The sequence below is a fragment of the Mogibacterium pumilum genome, from assembly GCF_002243385.1.
Classification (GTDB): domain Bacteria; phylum Bacillota; class Clostridia; order Peptostreptococcales; family Anaerovoracaceae; genus Mogibacterium; species Mogibacterium pumilum.
The window spans coordinates 1,710,949-1,728,701 of the sequence record NZ_CP016199.1; the positions used below are offsets into that span (position 1 = coordinate 1,710,949).

The following is a 17,753-nucleotide window of genomic DNA, read 5'->3' on the forward strand; positions in this document are numbered from 1 at the left end:
GCTATACCTCCAATTCATGATGTTTTGTTTTCGTGTTATGTTTTTTCTGTTCAGACTGTTTCTTTGCTTCCTTTAGCTGCTCCATAATAGACGGCTTTTTCTCCGGTTCTTTGCTGCTGCAGTTTTCCGCCTTAACCGCCTTTGCAAGCTCGGTAAGAGAAATAGCTTCTCCCGCCTTTACTTTCTGCTCAAGCTCGCTTACAGTAGGTGTATTCGGGGTATTGTTGATAATCCCGTCAAAGTTATTGTCGTTTTGCTCTACTATATCTTCCACGTGCTTTAAGTAATTTTGCGGTTTCAGAAATTCCGGTGCTTCCTTATAACCGAAGCGATCAACATAGTGGGCACTGTCCTTTCCGTCCTTATGAAGTACAACCACATCGGAAACGGACAGGCTGTGCCCGTAAAAATCCTTTGGATGATCGATATTAAAGCGGGTGTAAATATCTTCAAGGGAAAGCCCCTCTGTAAGCTCCGCCTCATATACCTTTACATAATGATCCGGGTTAAGTGTCTGTCCCGATGCTTTTAAGCGGTCATAGGATTCAAATTGAAGCTCTCTTGTTTTTTCGCCTCGCTTTAGCTGATAAATCTGAAAGGTATCTTTTTCAAGTCCGGTATTTTCCGCTTTCGCATAAAGCTCTTTAATCTGTCCGTTTGTGAGCTTCCCGGACTGCACCTTATCTAAAATCTTCTTGCATTGCTCTTTTGTCCCGGTATATAAAAGCTCGGACTGTGCCTTGCCGTTTTCTTTGACAAGATAGGCTTCAAGGCGAAAGTTTTTTATGCTGACTTTTTCAGAGGGTTCTTCAAGTATCTTGTAGATATATTCCGGGGCAGCTTCAATGCTGCCTTTCTTTCTGAATTTTCTTTGAAGCTCTATTACGCGTTCTCCCGTAAGGGGCTTTATGCTGCTGATGGCATCCGCCGCATAGATTGCATTGGAATTAAGCTGCCTTTGCCACGCTAAAGCTTTCGGCGACCAGCGAAAGCCGTTTGCCTTTAATTCATCTCTGATTTTGCCGTCCGGTTTATCATCAAAGAAAAGCTGCAGGCGGTTATCCTTTACATTGATTTCGGCTCTGCCTCCGGCAAACTCCCAGCCGGTGTAAAGCTCTTCCTTATTTACGGAAAGGCTTTGAATACGCTCTTTAATTCTTCTGATTTCCGCATTGTTATTGGAAAGTGCCCATGACGGATAGGGTTTGTCCTGCATGCCTCTGATTTCCATTCTCGCCTTTAGCTTTTCGATTGCCTCACTGTCAAGCTCCGGACAGCCCTCAAGGCTTTTATGCTTTCGGTAGTAGGCATTAACCGCTTTCATGGTTTCCTGCGCCCTTATCAGCTTCTCAAGTTTTGCATTTAATTTCTTTACGGCATCCGGATCATCTGCGCTGATTCCGCCCATTCCGGTGCTTCTGATTTTTTCAAGAAGTCCCTGAATCTCTTTCCATTCTCCGTAGTTTTTATCACGGGCGGCGTTTTGCTTTTCCTTTTTTCGCGTGGGGAAATTAGAGCCTCCTGCAATCAGTACAGAGGGAACACGTGAATCAATCGCAAAACCGTTATTCATATTTGCCGCAAGTTTTTTAGAGTAGGTATCAAGCAGGGCGTCGATTTTGGTATGAAAGGACGGATCCACTCTCTTTTTTTGATTTTCAGCAATTTCCGCCGCCTGATCCACAAGGCTTTTGTATTCATGAGTTGCACTTCCCGGCGTATAGTCCGAAAAGCTGTTCATTTCCTTTGCCCTTTTTGCCGCAGCTTCATTGATGGGATAATACCTTACCTGTATTCCGGCTTCCTTTTCCTGTGAAGCTTCTTCCTGCATCTTTTCAAAATCATCTATGGAGATTTCCTTTAAGTCTTGCCCTGAAAGCTCGTGCATTTTTAGGATTTCATCACGGGCTTTTTCAATAGAGATTTCCGGATTATCAAGCTGTCCGCCGTCAAGGTCTGTAAAGTCCGGCTGATACAGAGTATAATCATAGCCTGTTTCGCAGGTCTGAATATAGAGATAATTTCCGCTTTCAAGCAGGTAAGCCGCTTCCTGTTTTTCTTTCTGTAAAGCTGGTTCCGTTTCTTTTTCCGAAAGCTCATTTTCTTTTGCCCTTTGAAGCTCCTTGAAATGCCCGTCTATGCTGTCAATCAGCTCTGATGCGGCAAGGCGGATGGTTTCAAGAGAGCCTTTTAATTCGGATAATTCCTTGCCGCTACTCCAGCCTGCAACATATCCGAAAGAATAGTCGGAAGTATCAAGTCCGTAATGCTGGCATACGGTATAGGCAACGCTTTCCGCCTCAACCTCGCGGGTACGCTGGTTCGGACGATTTTCTTTTTCCTCTTTCGGTGCGTTCAGGTCAATGTCATGCAGCTTTGCATGGGCGATTTCGTGAATGGCGGTCTTTAGTGTTTGCAGCTCACTCATGTTATCGTCAACGGCGATTCTTTTTTCTGCAAGGTGATAGTAGCCGTGGACACTTCCCTCGATATGCTCAAGGGCAATCGGAACGGGAGAAGCCTTTTTCAGTGCCGTAAAAAAGTCCTCATACTGCGACACATCGCCGGTCAGCTCATTTACTCCGATAGAGGGAAGCTCTTTTCCTTCCGTCTGCGATACATCAAAGACGGATACCACCTTGTAGGCAGGAATGGTAATTTCCTTTTCTTCGGTAACTGCCTTTCCGTCTGCTCCGACAAGGGGCATATTTGTTTTCGGATCAAGCTTTTCCATTTCCTGCCTTACCTTAAAGGGTGCAGGGGCGATAATACGGATTCCTTTTTCTCCTTTTTTGACCGTTCTTCCGTGGCTGTTTTTCCATGCACTAAAGCCTGCAATCAGAGAAGCATCGGGCTTTTGTAGGGTAATCAGCATGGTATTGTTAAAGCTGTAATGATGAAACCTTGACATAACGCGAAGATACTCCTTGTACCTTTCGCTTTCAAAAACTTCTAAAATACCTTGCTCCAAACGATCCGTGATTTCCTTTAGTCTGTCCTTTTGATTTTCAGAGGTCAGGACAATGGGCGAAACTTCTTTTATTTCTTCTGCTTTTTCCATATATGGCATAAATTTTTCTCCTTTCTGTGAAATTAAATCAGATAGTGGTTGTTCCCACCGATCACCGAAACCTCGAATTATTGTCCGGCTGTTTGCTCCGTTTGCAGCGAACATTTCCAGCGTGGAAAATCCGCGATTAAAGTGATCGATATTGTGCGTATTGATAGGCGGTGCAAAATGTATTACGCCATCCTTGTAGCCTTTTCCTGTACCTATCCAGCCTCTAATGAAGCTGTCAAAGGGTGCTTTTACACCGGCTTTTCCATGTTCTTCTGCGTGGCTTGCGATAAGCTGATTCCCTTTGTACTGTTTCCCTATAATAAGCTCGCAGGAATCGGGAGAATACATAAAGCGACGATTTTCAATCTCCTGCATATCAAAGGAATTTGTCTTTGTATCAATCATGCACAAGTGATTTTCAAATGTAATTTTTTGCATTAAATCGGCAAGCCTCCTTTGTCCAAATGGTTAAGGGTCTGGGACTATCCCAGCAAGCAAAAACCTCCGCCGCCACAAACGCGGAAAACGGAGGTTTTTTACGGAAAGGGTACCCCTTTCCTATGCTTGCTATTCTTCTTTTTTCTTTCTCTCAATCTCAATACGATAGTTCACATATTTATCCCCGGTATCACAAAGAACCACATTTCCGTAATAGGTTTTGCCTGTTTTGTAAGAGTAGATGTTTTTTACCTTTGCCGTCTTATCTTTCAGAAGCTCTTTTGCTATCTTTGGCGTAAAGGTAATTTTCCTGTCTGTAAAGAAGCGGTCATTCTTCCACATGGAAAAGCGGCAATCCTTATCACTGCAATAGTAGTTCTTCTTTCCCTCATAAACGGGATTTTGACAGCGCGGGCATAAGCCGATCACGGTTTTTTCCTGTTTGAAAAGTTCCGGTTTTGCTTTTTCAGCGTCCTCATTTTCTATAAGCTCCTTTGTGAGAGCTTCAATCTTTTCCATAAAGCTGTCTGCATCCGCTTCGCCTTTTGCAATCCTTGAAAGCTCGTTTTCCCACTGGGCTGTAAGAAGCGGAGAGGTCAGGGCTTCGGGAAGTACGGAGATAAGATTCATTCCGTCTTTGGTCGGGATAAGCTGTTTTCCTTTTCTTGTAACAAAGCCTGCCTTAATGATTTTTTCAATTACGCCTGCACGGGTTGCAGGAGTACCTAAGCCTTTCCGCTCCGCATCCTCTGTTGTTTCCTTGTTTCCTGCACGCTCCATAGAAGATAGAAGCGTGCTTTCCGTGTATGCCTTCGGCGGAAGTGTATCATGCTCCGTAACTTTTATTGGGAAGCTGTCAAAGCGTTCTCCCTCACAAAATGCCGGAAGCTCTTTTTCGTTTTCTTTTTCCTGTTTTTCTTTTACGCTCATAAGAAAGCGTCTTTCTATATCTTTCCAGCCGAAAGATAACACAGTCTTTCCCTTTGCCGTAAAGGTGTGCTCCTCGCAGTTAAATGTAGCCGTAACCGTTTCATAGATATGGGAAGAAGCACAAGCCATAAGAAGTCTTGCGGATGCAAGAAAGAGAATGTTTCGCTCACTTTCGGGAAGCAGGGAAAGTTCCGTTTTTTCAAGCTCCATTGTAGGAATCACGGCATGGTGATCCGATACCTTTTTGCTGTTAAGAAGTCCGTCAATCTCCGGTGTAAATTCTATGCTTTGCATAAAGGAAAGCTTTGAAAAGAGCATTAGAATAACCTTATCCGCTGTTTCTTTCATATCGTCCGTCAGGTAATTGCTGTCCGTTCTCGGATAGGTCAGAAGCTTCTTTTCATAAAGGCTCTGCGCAAGGTCAAGTGTCTGCTTTGCGGTATACCCGAAAATGTGGTTTGCTTCCTTTTGAAGTGCGGTAAGGTCAAAGAGTTTCGGCGGCAGTACTTCCTTTTTTTCAGAGGTAACAGAAGTGCAGACTGTACTTTTTCCTTTGCAGGCTGCTGCGATTTTTTCCGCTTCTTCCTTACTTGAAAATCTATCGCTTATAGCTTCCGTACCGTCTAAAGCAAGGCGGACATGGTAATACTTTTCTTTCTTGAAATTGGTAATCGCCTCGCTTCGATCCGCAAGCATTTTTAGGGTCGGGCTCTGCACGCGTCCCACATTTAAGGTATGATTATATAAAAGGGAAAAGAGGCGGGTTGCATTGATTCCGATAAGCCAGTCCGCCTTTGCTCTGCACAGGGCGGACTGATAAAGGCTGTCATACTCTTTTCCGTCCTTCAGGCTTTCAAAGCCTTTTCGGATGGCACTTTCTTCCATTGAGGAAATCCAAAGTCTTTTTACAGGCTTTTTACATCCCGCTTTTTCCATAACAAAGCGGAAAATGAGTTCCCCCTCGCGCCCGCTGTCGCAGGCGTTTATAACCTCGGTAACATCATTTCTAAAAAGAAGTGCCTTTAATACGGAAAACTGCTTTTCCTTATCCTTTGATACGGTAAGCTGCCATGTTTCAGGCAGGACAGGTAAGGCTTCAAGGCTCCACTTTTCATAGCACTTTCCATAGCAGGCCGGTTCGGAAAGCTCTGCAAGGTGTCCGATGCACCAAGATACAAGAAAGTCTGTACCTTCCATATATCCGTCCTTTTTCGTTTCTATTCCAAGTGCGGATGCGATTGTCATTCCGACACTCGGTTTCTCGCATATAATTAGCTTCATATCTGATCCTTTCTAAAGCTCCGGTTCGCTTTTTTCTTTTATTTTCCTGATACAGTAACCGATGCAGGGGGACTTTCCCCTGTAAGGGCAGCCCTCACATTTTGAGGAAAAAGAAGCAGGCGGCTCTTTTTCGGACCGCCCGCATTTCGGTTTTTCCGTCATCAGTCGTTCATAGATACTGTCTGTAAACCACGTCATACTGTTCCATCCGGCTCTGTTTCTTCTAAAGCTTCCTCGCCGTCCTCGCTATCTTCCTCTGTAAAATCGTCCTCGTAATCCTCAAAGTCGAACTCGTCAAGATCGGTTGTACCCTTTACATCCTGCTTCGGTTTTAATATTTTGAAATAGTAGAAAGCGCCGCCTGCAAGTCCGAGAATTAAGATGAGGGATAAGGCAATCATTCCGGCAGGGTTCTTTTTTTCCTGCTTTTCCTCTGCCTTCGGTTTTTCCGCCTCCGGCTCTTTCTTTTCCTCCTCTTTTGGAAGCTCCGGCTTTGCGGTCAGCTTATCTTTTTCATCAATGATGGAGAGCAAGTCTTTTTCATCCACCTGATTTAAGAAATGAACCGTATTTTCTCCCTGCGCCGCATGGTCGATCACGATATAGAAGTAATTTCCGCCCTTGCTTTTTACAATGATAAATTCCTTATCCTTTGCAGCATCGCCCTTGACATTATCCACAAGGCTCATATTGCCGTCAGGGGTAAGGGGCGTTTTTTCTTCTTTCTTTTCCTCCGTCTTTACATTGCTGTCATCGGTAGCTTCGCCGCCGCCGTTTGCATAAGCGGGAATTGAAAAGCCGCACATAAAGATCAGTGCGGCAAAGAGAGTTGTCGTTATTCTCATCATGATTTTATTCTTCATTTTCCATATCCTCCATATACTCATTTTTTGTAACAGATTCATTGTCAGGGATTACGCCCTTTGCTAAAAATACGGAAAGCTCGGCAGGAGTCATGTGAAGCGATCTTACCATCTGCACGATCTCAAGATTTTCCGCCTCCGTTTTCTGCATTTCAAGCTCTTTTAGCCTGCCTTGCTGCTCCGTGATTTTCTCACGGGTCTTTTGAATTTCCTTTTCGATTTTCAGGATTTTTTTATTTGCCATAAATGTGTTCTCCTTTCGTTTTTTAATCCCAGTTCATCAGACCGTAGCCCTTAATGTAGCCGGAATTTAAGTCATAGCTTTTTATCTTGCAGGCATCGCCTGAATTTCCCTCAACGGTATAGACGCGACTGCCGTCCGTTCCGATAACGATTCCCACGTGATCGGCTCCGCCGTCACCGTCCCAGTCAAAGAAGATGGCATCACCCGGTGCAATATTTTTATAGCCTCTTGCTCCCCATTGTCCGCGTGAGGTAAACCAAGGAACGCCTTGCGACTGACAGCCTGCAAAACGTGGCTCGCTTTTTCCAGCCTTGTTATAGCACCAAGATACAAAGCAGGCGCACCATTCCACGCGTCCGTTAAAGCCGTACCAACTCCAGTAAGGATAGCCGCCCACATTTCCGACCTGCTTCTTTGCAAGATTTACAAGCTCCGGATTTCCGGGACGTGTGCCGTTTACAAAGTGAACGCCGCTTAAATCCTCCGACGCGCTGCCGTCAGGGGAGCCTCCGCCGAATACAAGGGGTTTGTTTCCGCTGGTTTCAAGATAGACGCGGTACATTTTAAGCTGTTCTTCATTTAAGATTTCTCTTGCAATATCAGAAAGCGGTGTCGTTTTCAGCTTTACATGAAGAATGTAATAGTTATACGGGACTTCTTCCTTTGTGGTTTCTCCGGTGTCAGGATCGGTATGGGTTTCCGTTCGGTAGCGTACCTCTATTTCTTCCTGCAGGGTCAAAGAATACTGCTTTCCGAAAATTTGCTGTAAGTCCGCCTGCACTTTGGAAAGAGTGTAGCTTTGGTGTTTTGCTGTAAGGATAGACGCAAGCTCATGGGGATTGTGCCCGATGCCGTCAAGCTCATATTTGTACTCGTCATAGCCGGGATGATCTTTTTCTACACTATCTATTTTCCCCTGAAGCTCACTTTCCATAGCGGCATAGGCATTTTCCACCGCCACAAGATCGCTGTCCTCGGATGTATAGCTTGTGCCTAAAATTCCGTTTAAGCCACCCGATAAAAGAGAGGAGCAGGACGATAAGCCGGTAAAAATCAGAATGAAGATTAAAAGCAGGGAAATAATAAGGGCAAGCCCTCGTCTGTGGCGTATGAGAAAGGAACCTGCCTGTTTTGTTTTCTCTGCGGATTTCCTTGCCGCCTTTGCCGCTTTCTGTCCTTTTTTACGAAGCTCTGCGGCATACTGCTTTTTTAATCTTTTCTTTTGCAGCATACGGTTGATAGGATTTGCAGATGACAGATTTGGATTTTCATACATGGCTTTTTTGTAAAAGTATTTTGCATTTGCTTTCTCTGCGGCTTTCTTTGCTTTTCTTGCCTTGCGGTAGGGCTTTAGCTTCTGATTTCTGTAATTTTCTCTTGCCTTTCTTACGCTGTAACGACCAAGTGTTTCTGCGGCTTTTTCGGTTTTGTGGGCTGCTTCAATTCCTGCATTGTCATGCTCCGTTTCATGAATTTTCTTATGCACAAAGGCGCCTGCTTCATCAAGGGCAGGAGAAAGAGGATTTGCAGACTTACCGGAGCCTATGGGCTTTTCCTTTTCTTCAAAGTGAAGCCTCGTTTTTCCTTTGCCGGATCTTTCATCAAACTCACGCTCAAAGGAAAGGCTCTTTTTCTTTGGGATTTTATCTCTTGCTTTATCAAGACGGTCCGCCGCCTGATCGGATTTTTTGATATATCTTTGAAGCTCCGGGATAGCTCTTTCTTCCTCGGTAAAGGTAAGCCTTGAGGATTTTCTTTTCAGGATTTCCTTATCCGATATAGGACTTTTGGGAATATCATTTTTGGGATTTTCCTGCATCCTTTTTGATATATTTTCTGTTTCTCCGGTTGTCATATTTTCTCTTATAAGCCCGTCCTGGCTCATCTTTTGCCTGAATTTGTCACGTGGCTTTAGCGGTTCTTTCAAAGTGCATCACCTTCCTTTCCTGAAAAGACGCAAGCGCTCTTGCAGCATCCAAGCTCAATATCCGCAATGTATTTAAGTATCGGGTAAACCTGCGCGGGAACGACGGCATTACCCAGTGCCTTTAAGCGCTTTACCCTGTCTTTCTTATCTTCTGTAAGCCTCGGAATATCCGTAGGCTCTGTTATCCAGAGGAGATTTCCGTCCATGCTCGCGGGAATCCCATCAGCCACTCCGCCCACTCCGGATTGAAGCGAAGATTGGGAGCTGCATCCTTTTCCAGATAATAGATTGCTTCTGAAAGATTCGCCGACCAGTGCCCCATTTTCTTCTTTCTGCGAAAGGAGCCCGCAGGAGATAGGATTACCTGCGGCACTCTCGGACGCGTTCCGGTGTCGGAAGCAAGGGGCGTAGGAAACATCTGCCCCCACGATAAAAGTTCGCTTGCGTTCATGCCATGCGCCGACGCTGCAAGCAGGAAGTACGAATGTCCAAACGGCATATCCCGCCTTCTCCAAGTCAATGATCGTTTTGTTGAGCCCCATATTGATGAAGTTAGCAACATTTTCGCCAAGCACGAAACGAGGGTGCAGCTCTTTAATAACTCTGCACATTTCCGGCCAGAGATAACGGGGGTCTGTAAAGCCCTTTTTTGCTCCGATGGCGGAAAAGGGCTGGCACGGGAAGCCTCCCGATATGAGGGTGACGCTGTCTTGTCCTGTTTTTTCAATAAATGCCTCCTTTGTAACTGTGGTAATATCCTGAAAACGCGGCACATCCGGCCAATGCTTTTTCAGTACGGCAGTCGGAAAGTCCGCCCATTCGCATTGACAAAGGGTGGAAAAGCCTGCGGCTTCCGCCGCAAGATCGATTCCTCCGATTCCGGTAAACAGGCTGAAATGGGTCAGTTTCTTCATTCAATACTCACTTCCTCCGGCTTTGTCGTCATGACCTTGTAAAGCTTCGTATCTTTCGGGAAGTGATCTACAAAGGGCAGAATCACATTTCCGTAAAAGAGAAGTCCTTCGCCGGATTCCGTATGGGTTACATATTTCATCTGCTGTGGAGAAATATTAAGCTGCTTTGCAAGGATATTTCTGTCGCTTACCGCTTGATTCAGCATCAGTACAAAGTCGCTGTTTTCAAAGATGTTTTCCACCTCTCTGCTGGATAAAAGATCCTTTATATTTTGAGTAATACCTGTGGGGATTCCCGACCATTTTCTGAAACGCTTCCAGATTTCAACGCTGTATGCCGCTGTCTGTTCCTCACGAAGCAAAAGGTGAAATTCGTCCATGTAGTAGCGGGTTGCTTTCTTTTTTGCTCTGTTTATGGTAACGCGGTTCCATATCTGATCCTGCACGATTAACATTCCAAGCTTTTTTAACTGCTTTCCAAGGCTCTTTATATCAAAGCACACAAGGCGGTTATTAAGCTCTACATTGGTTTGGTGATTAAATACATTAAGAGAACCCGTTACATAAAGCTCAAGGGCTGCCGCAACTCTTTCCGCTTCCGGTTCCGGCTGTCTTAAAAGCTCCTCATAAAGATTTCCTAAAATCGGCATCCTTTCAGGCACAGGGTCTGCAAGAAACTCCCTGTAAATATTTCTGACAGCACGATCGATGACCGTTTTTTCCACCGGCGCAAGTCCTTCCTTTCCTCCGACTACAAGCTCGCAAAGGGAAAGGATAAAATCCGATTTTAGCGCAAGGGGATTATCATCATCACTGTAATTAAGGTTTATATCCATCGGATTGATATATTCTTTGCTTGTGGGAGAAATACGGATAACCTGACCCAAAAGGCTGTTTACCAAAGGGGCGTACTCGGCTTCGGGATCGGATATATAGATGTCATCGTCCGTGATTAAAAAGGCGTTTGTAATTTCACGCTTTGCCGCAAAGGATTTACCGGAACCGGGCGTTCCCAGTATCAAGCCGTTCGGATTTTTCAGTTGCTTTCTGTCGCATAAAATCATGTTGTTACTAAGAGCGTTAAGCCCGTAGTAAAGGGCTTCGCCGCCCTGAAAAAGCTCCTGCGTGATAAAGGGAATGAATACTGCGGTGCTTGAGGTGGTAAGTCCTCTTTGAATTTCAATTTCATTTCTTCCAAGAGGGATGCTTGACATCAGGCCTTCCTCCTGCTGAAAGTCAAGGCGGGTTAAAGCACAGTTATATTTCTGTGCGATTCCTGCGGCGGCAAAAATATCGTTATCCAGCTTTCTTTTGCTGCCCGCCATATTCACCACAAGAAAAGTAACAAGAAACATTCTTTCGTTTCTGCTCTGTAAATCCTGCAAGAGATTTTTTGCTTCGCCTCCGTAGGTGGCAAGGTCGGACGGGATGATGTCCATGTCATAGCCGGAGCGTACCGCCTTTTTCTGCTCGTCAATCTTCATCTTGTCAAGGTCGGTGATTTTTCTCTTTATGGTTTTAATCGCCTCCGCCTGATCGATGCTTTTGATATGCAGGTTTACAATCATTCCCGTTTCCAAATCCAAAAGGTCGGACAGGATGCGGTCGTTTAATTCCGGGGCTAAGATTTCAAGAAAGCTTACCGCGCCAAGCTTTTTTCCTATGCGAAAGGTTCTGCCTTCTCCGAAGTAAAAAGAGGACGGTGCGATAAAGTCCTTTGTCGATAGTCCTGACGGCACAAGATAGTTCCAAGAGAAGAAAAAGGGTTCTCCCTCCGGGTGAAAGATGCCGTGCATGGTTTTCAGCCTTTCATATCCGTTCATGGAATGAGCACTTACTCCAAGCACCTTAAAATTGTTTAACATATCCGTTTCAATGCGGTTAAGCCTTGCCTTTGCCGCGTTCATATTTTCCGCTTCCACGCTGAATGTTACGAATTTCAGCTTTACAAGACCGTTGTTTCCTTTGGAAAGCTGATTAGAAAGCATGGCCTGATACTCGCTTCTTATGGACTGAAAGCCATCCTCACGCATTGGAATTTCGATTGCGGCCTTTGCTTCGCCGCGGCTTCCCTGATTGATAAAGGAAAGCTGCACATCCACAGAGGAATCAAAATAGTTTAGAAAATCGCACCAGTTTTCAAAGATAGCGGTTTTATCGTCTGCTCCTGCAAGCTGGTAATTGATGTCGGAAAAGGAAATGCACTTGCTGTAGCGGTTTTCCGTTACTCTGCATATCCCGTCCGGATGCATGGAAAGGTAGGGTATACTCTCCTGCGCAGAAGATGCCTTTTTATCCGGCTTTGTCTTTCGGATAAGCTCCGCAATCTGCTTTTTCTCGCTTCTTGTGAGCTTTCTTTCATTTTTTACGCTGTTTTTTCCCTTTGTTTTGTCCTTTAACAATATGAAATACCTCCTTTTCAAGTTTTCTCTGCTTTATTAACAGGGCATAATAGTTTCTCGTCCTGTATGGACGCTCTTTCTTTCTGATAAACTTTGTCTGCACGATGTGTTTCAGGATGACCTCAAGGGGCTGTCCGTGCTTTTCGTACATGGCAAATAGAAAAAAGGGAAGCATCACTAAAATCATGAAAAAAGCCGCAAGGCTTGTTCCTGTGCTTCCCTTTAGGAGAAAGAAAACAGGCAGCCCTAAAATTAAGGCTGCCGTAAAGCAAATGATCTGCCTTTTTGTCAGGTTAAAGGCAACCTTTGTCTTAACCTTTGTTAAGTCCTTCGGTACGGGTACATACGCCATAAAAACCTCCTTTCCGCTAAAGCGTTATACTGCTTTTTACTTCATTTCCCCATATATCCCAGCCGGGACTTTCTTTCCTTGCAAAAAGCTCTATTTTAGGAAGATCTCCCATAAGGGCTGTGATTTTTTCTCTTGCCGCATCCGGCTTTTTGCTGTGTGCTTCAACGGGGCTTATGATAAGCTGGTGGATATTTGCAGCCTTCCTTTTGGGATGACCTTTCGTTGCAAGCAGGCAGATTTCCGCGTTTCCTCTTGTCCAAAAGCCAAGCCCGTAAAACCATGTGCCTGCTTTCCTGTTCGTTTTCAGCCATACGAAAGCAACCGTCTTATACTGAAAGCCCCATGCCTTGATAAGCTGCAGGGCTTCTTTTAGCTGCGGGAAAGTAGCCCATAAAAAAAGTACGCAGTCCTTTTCCGCAATTTCAGAAACGGGAAGCACACAAAGTTCCTCTATGCTCATGGTGGGGTAGTGATTTTCTGCTGCGCCCTGTACCTTACTTCTTTCGTACTTCCACGGCGGATCGGCATAGATAATGCTGTATTTTTTACTGATTGTTCTGATTCCTCCTTTCCATTAAGGGCTAATGTGCCCCGAAAATTGATTTTGAAATAGCACTTGATTTTAGAAGCATAAAGCAAAGCAGCACGGTATATGCCGCAAGGGAAAATATCGCGGTATGCAGGTTATCCGATATAGTCATGCCCTTTACCAAGACGGCATAAATTCCGACGCATACCATGATTAAAAAGCCCTGAAAACCAAGTGCGAATAAACTTTTAAGGTAATTGTTTCCGATCGATCCCCATTCCTTATTTGTCATGGTGGCAAAAGGAATCGGGGCGACGGAGCAGACTAAATAGATCTCTATCATTCTGCCGTAGATGACAACGGTAATAAAAATGGACATGATTTTCATAGAAATGCTCACAAGTCCGGTTTCTATGGACAGGAGCAGAAGCTCCGGTATCTCCATATCCTTTAATTTATCTCCCATAGAGCTTATAGTTGAAGAAATATCCATGCTGGTGTCTGAACTGATTACACCGGCGGCACCGGATACGACATGCTGCGCCACATCGAATACCGCCATAGTAATATCAAAGGTATGGGTAACGATAAATACCGCTACCCATGCCTTGAAAAACCACTTAAAAAACATAAAGGTGTCCAGCTCGGTTGATATTTGTCAACAAAGTTTTTCAAATATTTACAAATAAAAAAAGAGATAACCACCATTTTGTAGTAGTTACCTCTAATCTCATCTATATTTTATTTATCATAGTTTATCAGCCTTATTGTTTCTTTTTTTACATCTACCTTTACAATATCATATCCCGCATTATAAATAGAATTTCCCATAGGTCTATCTTCACTTGCATACCAATAGCTTGGATATTTCCTTGCTGATTTACAAAGTTTTCTGCCTATAAGTTCTTCCACCTTTGAAAAATCAAGCTCTATTTCTCTATCTTGCCCTTTCAGATATTCTGTTATTGGTAAAAATCTGCTGTCTTTATGAATATACTTTTTATCATCTGTTTTTTCTATATAAGTATCTTCCTTTATTTCATCATCTTTTTCTATTTCAAACTTACCGATAAAGTTAAAGTAAATATCTATTCTTTGGGTAAACTTATATCTTTTAAGTTTTTGCTTTTGGTAGATTATTATTTTATCTATCAGTTGATTTATCATCGAGGTTGTGAGTATGGAAAAATCAGTAAAACTCTTAATGGTTTTAATAAACTGTTCTGTGTTATCACTAACATACTGTAGTTTCTCCGTTACTTCCTCAAGTTCAACTATTTCAGTATTTAGTGTCTTTTGCTCCTTTGTATATTGAACAGCTATCTTATTAAAGGTTTCATCGTTTATTCTCCCACTTGCATTATCTTCATACAGTTTTACAAACAGCCTGTCTATCACAGCAAGCCTATTTTTATCCGCCTTTAATTTCTTTATATTTTCCTTCTGACTTTTCTCCCTTTCTTCAAGTCTTGCTGATATAACGATATTTTTGAATTCTTCCTCATTGTTTTCAATATATTTACTAATATCTTTTAAGGCTTCTAAAATAAGCTCCCTGACGACTTTTGTTCTGATGTAATGTGCAGAGCATTCATTTCTATGTTTCTGATAGGTTGAGCATATATAATTATCATACCTGACATCTTCTTTGTAATGTCCTGTCCCCTTGCGATTTATCCCTCTTGAATTGTATAATTTTTCTCCACAATCTCCACAAAACAGCTTACCTGTGAGTGGATTTACCGTCCCCTCTCTTGACTGCCTTCTTGTCGTTTTCAAAAGGGAATTGGCAATATCCCATGTTTCTTTATCTATAATGGCTTCATGAGTATTCTCAAAAATAGCCCAATTCTCTTTTTTATTGGTATATCTTCTCTTATCCTTAAAACTTGGCTTTATGGTCTTAAAATTTACAGTATGACCTAAGTATTCTTCACGCCTTACAATACATTGTATGCTAGTTCCCCACCAACGATAAGGAGTGTCAAATTCCTTATTTATACGATTCCCATAACCGTTCATAGCCATATAGTATGACGGAGAATACACCTTTTCTTTATACAATAAATCTGCTATCTGATAAGGTCCAAGTCCGCTTACTACTAAAGAGTAAATTCTCTTTACAACCTTTGCAGCTTCTTCATCAATAATCCACTTGTCTTTGTTGTCCGGATCTTTTTTATATCCGTAAATGGCATGGCTTCCTGTATGCTTTCCCTCAAGTCCTTTCGTCCTATATACCGCCTTAATCTTCCTACTGGTATCTACTGCATAGATTTCATTGATAATATTTTTAATTGGAATACTTATATCTGTTTCCATGTCGGTAGTAAAGGTATCTACATTATCATTTATGGCAATAAATCTTACATTATGCTTCGGAAAAAATTCCGTTGTATATATACCTACATGAAGATGATTTCTTCCAAATCTGGATAAATCTTTTACAATTACTGTTCCTATTTCTCCGTTTGCAACCCTTGTTATCATATTTTGAAACTCAGGTCTATCAAAATTTGTTCCGGAATATCCGTCATCAATAAAAAATTCACACCGAAAAAAGCCACTCTGCTTAGCAAACTGGCTTAAAATCTTCTTTTGGTTTGTAATGGAATTGCTTTCTCCTTGAAGTTCGTCATCTCTTGATAAACGACAATAAAGAGCTGTTTTTCTGTTAGCTTGAATAGACATATTTTCCTCCTGTCTATCAAGCCTACCTACGATACTTGTATTATACTCCTTTTTCATGATTTTTTCCACCGCTAATTGTCGTTATTTTTTATAACTTCCTGCTTGATGATTGATTTCATCTTATCTTTCAGCTCTTTTCCATTTTTCTTACAGAAGATATTAACGGTGTATTTTGTGTTTCCAATTTCTTTCTGAATTACTTTAGTCTTTTTATTATCTGTGCTTTCTGTCTGTATAGTATTCATAAATTCTCCTTTCCTTGTAATAAAAAAGCGATTAGAATTTTTACTTTTCCAATCGCCTTTACTCATCTATTAAGTTTTGTGCTTTCTTCAGCTTTTCTTTGCTTTGTATTTTTCTTCTATCAAATCCTGTTACTCTAAGGGGTAAACACATCTCTATTATCCTTGAATAAATCCTGCCAAGCATTATGTCTTCCTGTTCTTTCTCTATATCCTTAAAATTAAGGTTTGTCGTTATAATGGTCGGTCTTGCCTTTAGGTATCTTGCATTGATTACATTGTAAATCTGCTCTAAGGCATATTCTGTATTTCTCTCTATTCCAAAATCATCAAGGATTAGTAGAGTAGCGTTTGTTATCTGCTCTATATATTCGTTTCTATCAAGGTTAAAGCCACCTTTTTGTAGGTCGTTTAGTATCTGAGCAAAGTTTCTCATTTTAACCGTATAGGAATACTCTGTAATTATGGCATTGGCAATACTACAAGCTATATATGTCTTGCCACTTCCTACATTCCCATATAAAAGTAAGCCTACATTATCTTTTCTCATTTCTTCAAAATGCTTTACATAGTTTTTAGCTTTTTTGATGATTTCTTTATCGGTATCTTCATCAGCATTTTCAAAGGTATATGCTTTTTGATTTTTGGATATAAAGCAGTTTTGTCTTAACCTATCCTGTTCTATCCGCTTTTCTCTTTGTTTTTCTTGCTCCTGTCTGTCTCTATCACATTTACAAGCTGTTCTAATAATCATAGGCTTATCTAACATTGGAATTGCTTTGCCGTCTATCCTTTCATTACAAGTCTTGCAATAGATATGTCCGCCTTTTTCATAGTAAGTAACTTTATTGTAGGTAAAATCCGTACCTTGAATTTTTATAGTTACCATATTTTGAGTTTCTTTGTTATTCATAACTTTTATTCTCCTTTTTTCCTGTTAAGTGGTGGAATGCGTTTTAAGGCTTGTTTTTGGCTTAGGTATATTCTGATATCTCTTTTAGTTTTAACGCTCTAAAAACACCTTTCCACCTTGTTATATGATATTTACAGGCTGTCGCTATCCTCATAGTTGGATGAATAGGTTTTAGAACTACCATTTTGAATATTTTTCTGTGTTAGTTTCTCCTTATCCTGTTCATACCAATTAAGGATTGTTACATAATGGTCTTTATAGTCTGTCCCTTTACTCTTGATATACCTTGACAGTTTTTCAATCATTATATCGGTATGAGCTTGCAGCTTATCTTGTAGCTTTTTATATTCTTCATCGGTTAATCGGATATTTTTATATTCTCCATAAAAACTATGGGGTAGGGGTCGCTTTTTCCTCTCTCCCTCTTTCTCTAACTCTATATCTATCTCTTTCTCTATCTCTGTGTTGCAGTTTTGTTGCATAAGCGTTGCAGTAGTGTTGCATTGCAACATTTTTTGTTCCCTTGATTTTCTTGAACGCCTTGTAGAAGCTGTTTCTGAACCTATAAGACTTGGAATTTCTGTTAGAAAATATTCATCATTTTCTACAATTATTTCCATTAAATTCTGTGCTATAAGGTAATTTACTGTAACCATTACATCATCTTCCTTTTCATCAATGGTTAAGGCAAGTTCCTTTATAAAGTCTGTTTCCACTCCGTCATAATATAGCTTTCCACTATCTTTTAGGCTTAATAACAATAATTTAAGATAGATAATTGTATAAGTATCTCCTCCGGATATTCTCCTTAATCTTTTTATCCTCTTATCTGTAAAAAAATCTTCTTTCAATTTTAACCAATAATATCTTCGGTTTTCTGCCATTTATTCCTACCTTTCTTCAATTAAAAAAGACGATAGATTTTCACTTCTACCGCCTTGCATATTGTTATGATTTTTTCATAAT

General features: G+C 41.8%; 14 protein-coding genes. All 14 read right to left on the bottom strand.

Going from position 1 to position 17,753, the window contains the following annotated elements; translation table 11 throughout:
* Nucleotide 1: 1 nt before the first annotated feature.
* Entirely contained in the window at nucleotides 2-3,070 is a 3,069-nt protein-coding gene (locus AXF17_RS08170) for a YodL domain-containing protein (protein ID WP_094234778.1), read from the bottom strand.
* 558 nt (nucleotides 3,071-3,628) lie between these two features.
* Nucleotides 3,629-5,710, bottom strand: a complete 2,082-nt coding sequence (locus AXF17_RS08175; protein WP_094234589.1) for a DNA topoisomerase 3 — start codon at nucleotides 5,708-5,710, stop codon at nucleotides 3,629-3,631.
* Nucleotides 5,711-5,904: 194 nt separating this feature from the next.
* Nucleotides 5,905-6,573: a DUF4366 domain-containing protein gene (locus tag AXF17_RS08185; RefSeq protein ID WP_094234591.1), complete on the bottom strand. Its 669-nt coding sequence runs from the start codon at nucleotides 6,571-6,573 to the stop codon at nucleotides 5,905-5,907.
* Nucleotides 6,563-6,817, bottom strand: a complete 255-nt coding sequence (locus AXF17_RS08190) for a DUF4315 family protein (protein WP_094234592.1) — start codon at nucleotides 6,815-6,817, stop codon at nucleotides 6,563-6,565. The genes AXF17_RS08185 and AXF17_RS08190 overlap by 11 nt, the downstream gene beginning before the upstream one ends.
* 22 nt (nucleotides 6,818-6,839) lie before the next feature.
* The gene (locus AXF17_RS08195; RefSeq protein ID WP_094234593.1) at nucleotides 6,840-8,744 is read right to left on the bottom strand and encodes a CHAP domain-containing protein; all 1,905 of its coding nucleotides are present in this window, start codon (nucleotides 8,742-8,744) and stop codon (nucleotides 6,840-6,842) included.
* Complete coding sequence (locus tag AXF17_RS08200; RefSeq protein WP_094234594.1) at nucleotides 8,741-9,658, bottom strand: DNA cytosine methyltransferase; 918 nt, start codon at nucleotides 9,656-9,658, stop codon at nucleotides 8,741-8,743. Before AXF17_RS08200 ends, AXF17_RS08195 begins: the two co-directional genes overlap by 4 nt.
* Entirely contained in the window at nucleotides 9,655-12,060 is a 2,406-nt protein-coding gene (locus AXF17_RS08205) for a VirB4-like conjugal transfer ATPase, CD1110 family (protein WP_094234595.1), read from the bottom strand. The genes AXF17_RS08200 and AXF17_RS08205 overlap by 4 nt, the downstream gene beginning before the upstream one ends.
* Nucleotides 12,017-12,412, bottom strand: a complete 396-nt coding sequence (locus tag AXF17_RS08210; protein ID WP_094234596.1) for a PrgI family protein — start codon at nucleotides 12,410-12,412, stop codon at nucleotides 12,017-12,019. The genes AXF17_RS08205 and AXF17_RS08210 overlap by 44 nt, the downstream gene beginning before the upstream one ends.
* A gap of 16 nt (nucleotides 12,413-12,428) precedes the next feature.
* Entirely contained in the window at nucleotides 12,429-12,974 is a 546-nt protein-coding gene (locus AXF17_RS08215) for an MT-A70 family methyltransferase (RefSeq protein ID WP_456299091.1), read from the bottom strand.
* 19 nt (nucleotides 12,975-12,993) lie between these two features.
* On the bottom strand, nucleotides 12,994-13,572 hold the full coding sequence (locus AXF17_RS08220) for a VirB6/TrbL-like conjugal transfer protein, CD1112 family (protein WP_456299083.1): 579 nt from the start codon (nucleotides 13,570-13,572) through the stop codon (nucleotides 12,994-12,996).
* Between the two features lie 110 nt (nucleotides 13,573-13,682).
* Nucleotides 13,683-15,689, bottom strand: coding sequence for a recombinase family protein (locus tag AXF17_RS08225; RefSeq protein WP_157682606.1), 2,007 nt, complete (start codon nucleotides 15,687-15,689; stop codon nucleotides 13,683-13,685).
* A 14-nt stretch (nucleotides 15,690-15,703) separates the two neighbouring features.
* Nucleotides 15,704-15,877 (bottom strand): hypothetical protein, encoded by a 174-nt coding sequence (locus tag AXF17_RS09070; RefSeq protein ID WP_153297310.1) that lies wholly within the window; start codon nucleotides 15,875-15,877, stop codon nucleotides 15,704-15,706.
* A 58-nt stretch (nucleotides 15,878-15,935) separates the two neighbouring features.
* Nucleotides 15,936-16,787, bottom strand: coding sequence for an ATP-binding protein (locus AXF17_RS08230; RefSeq protein WP_094234599.1), 852 nt, complete (start codon nucleotides 16,785-16,787; stop codon nucleotides 15,936-15,938).
* A gap of 131 nt (nucleotides 16,788-16,918) precedes the next feature.
* Nucleotides 16,919-17,671, bottom strand: a complete 753-nt coding sequence (locus tag AXF17_RS08235) for a phage replisome organizer N-terminal domain-containing protein (protein WP_094234600.1) — start codon at nucleotides 17,669-17,671, stop codon at nucleotides 16,919-16,921.
* Nucleotides 17,672-17,753: the final 82 nt, after the last annotated feature.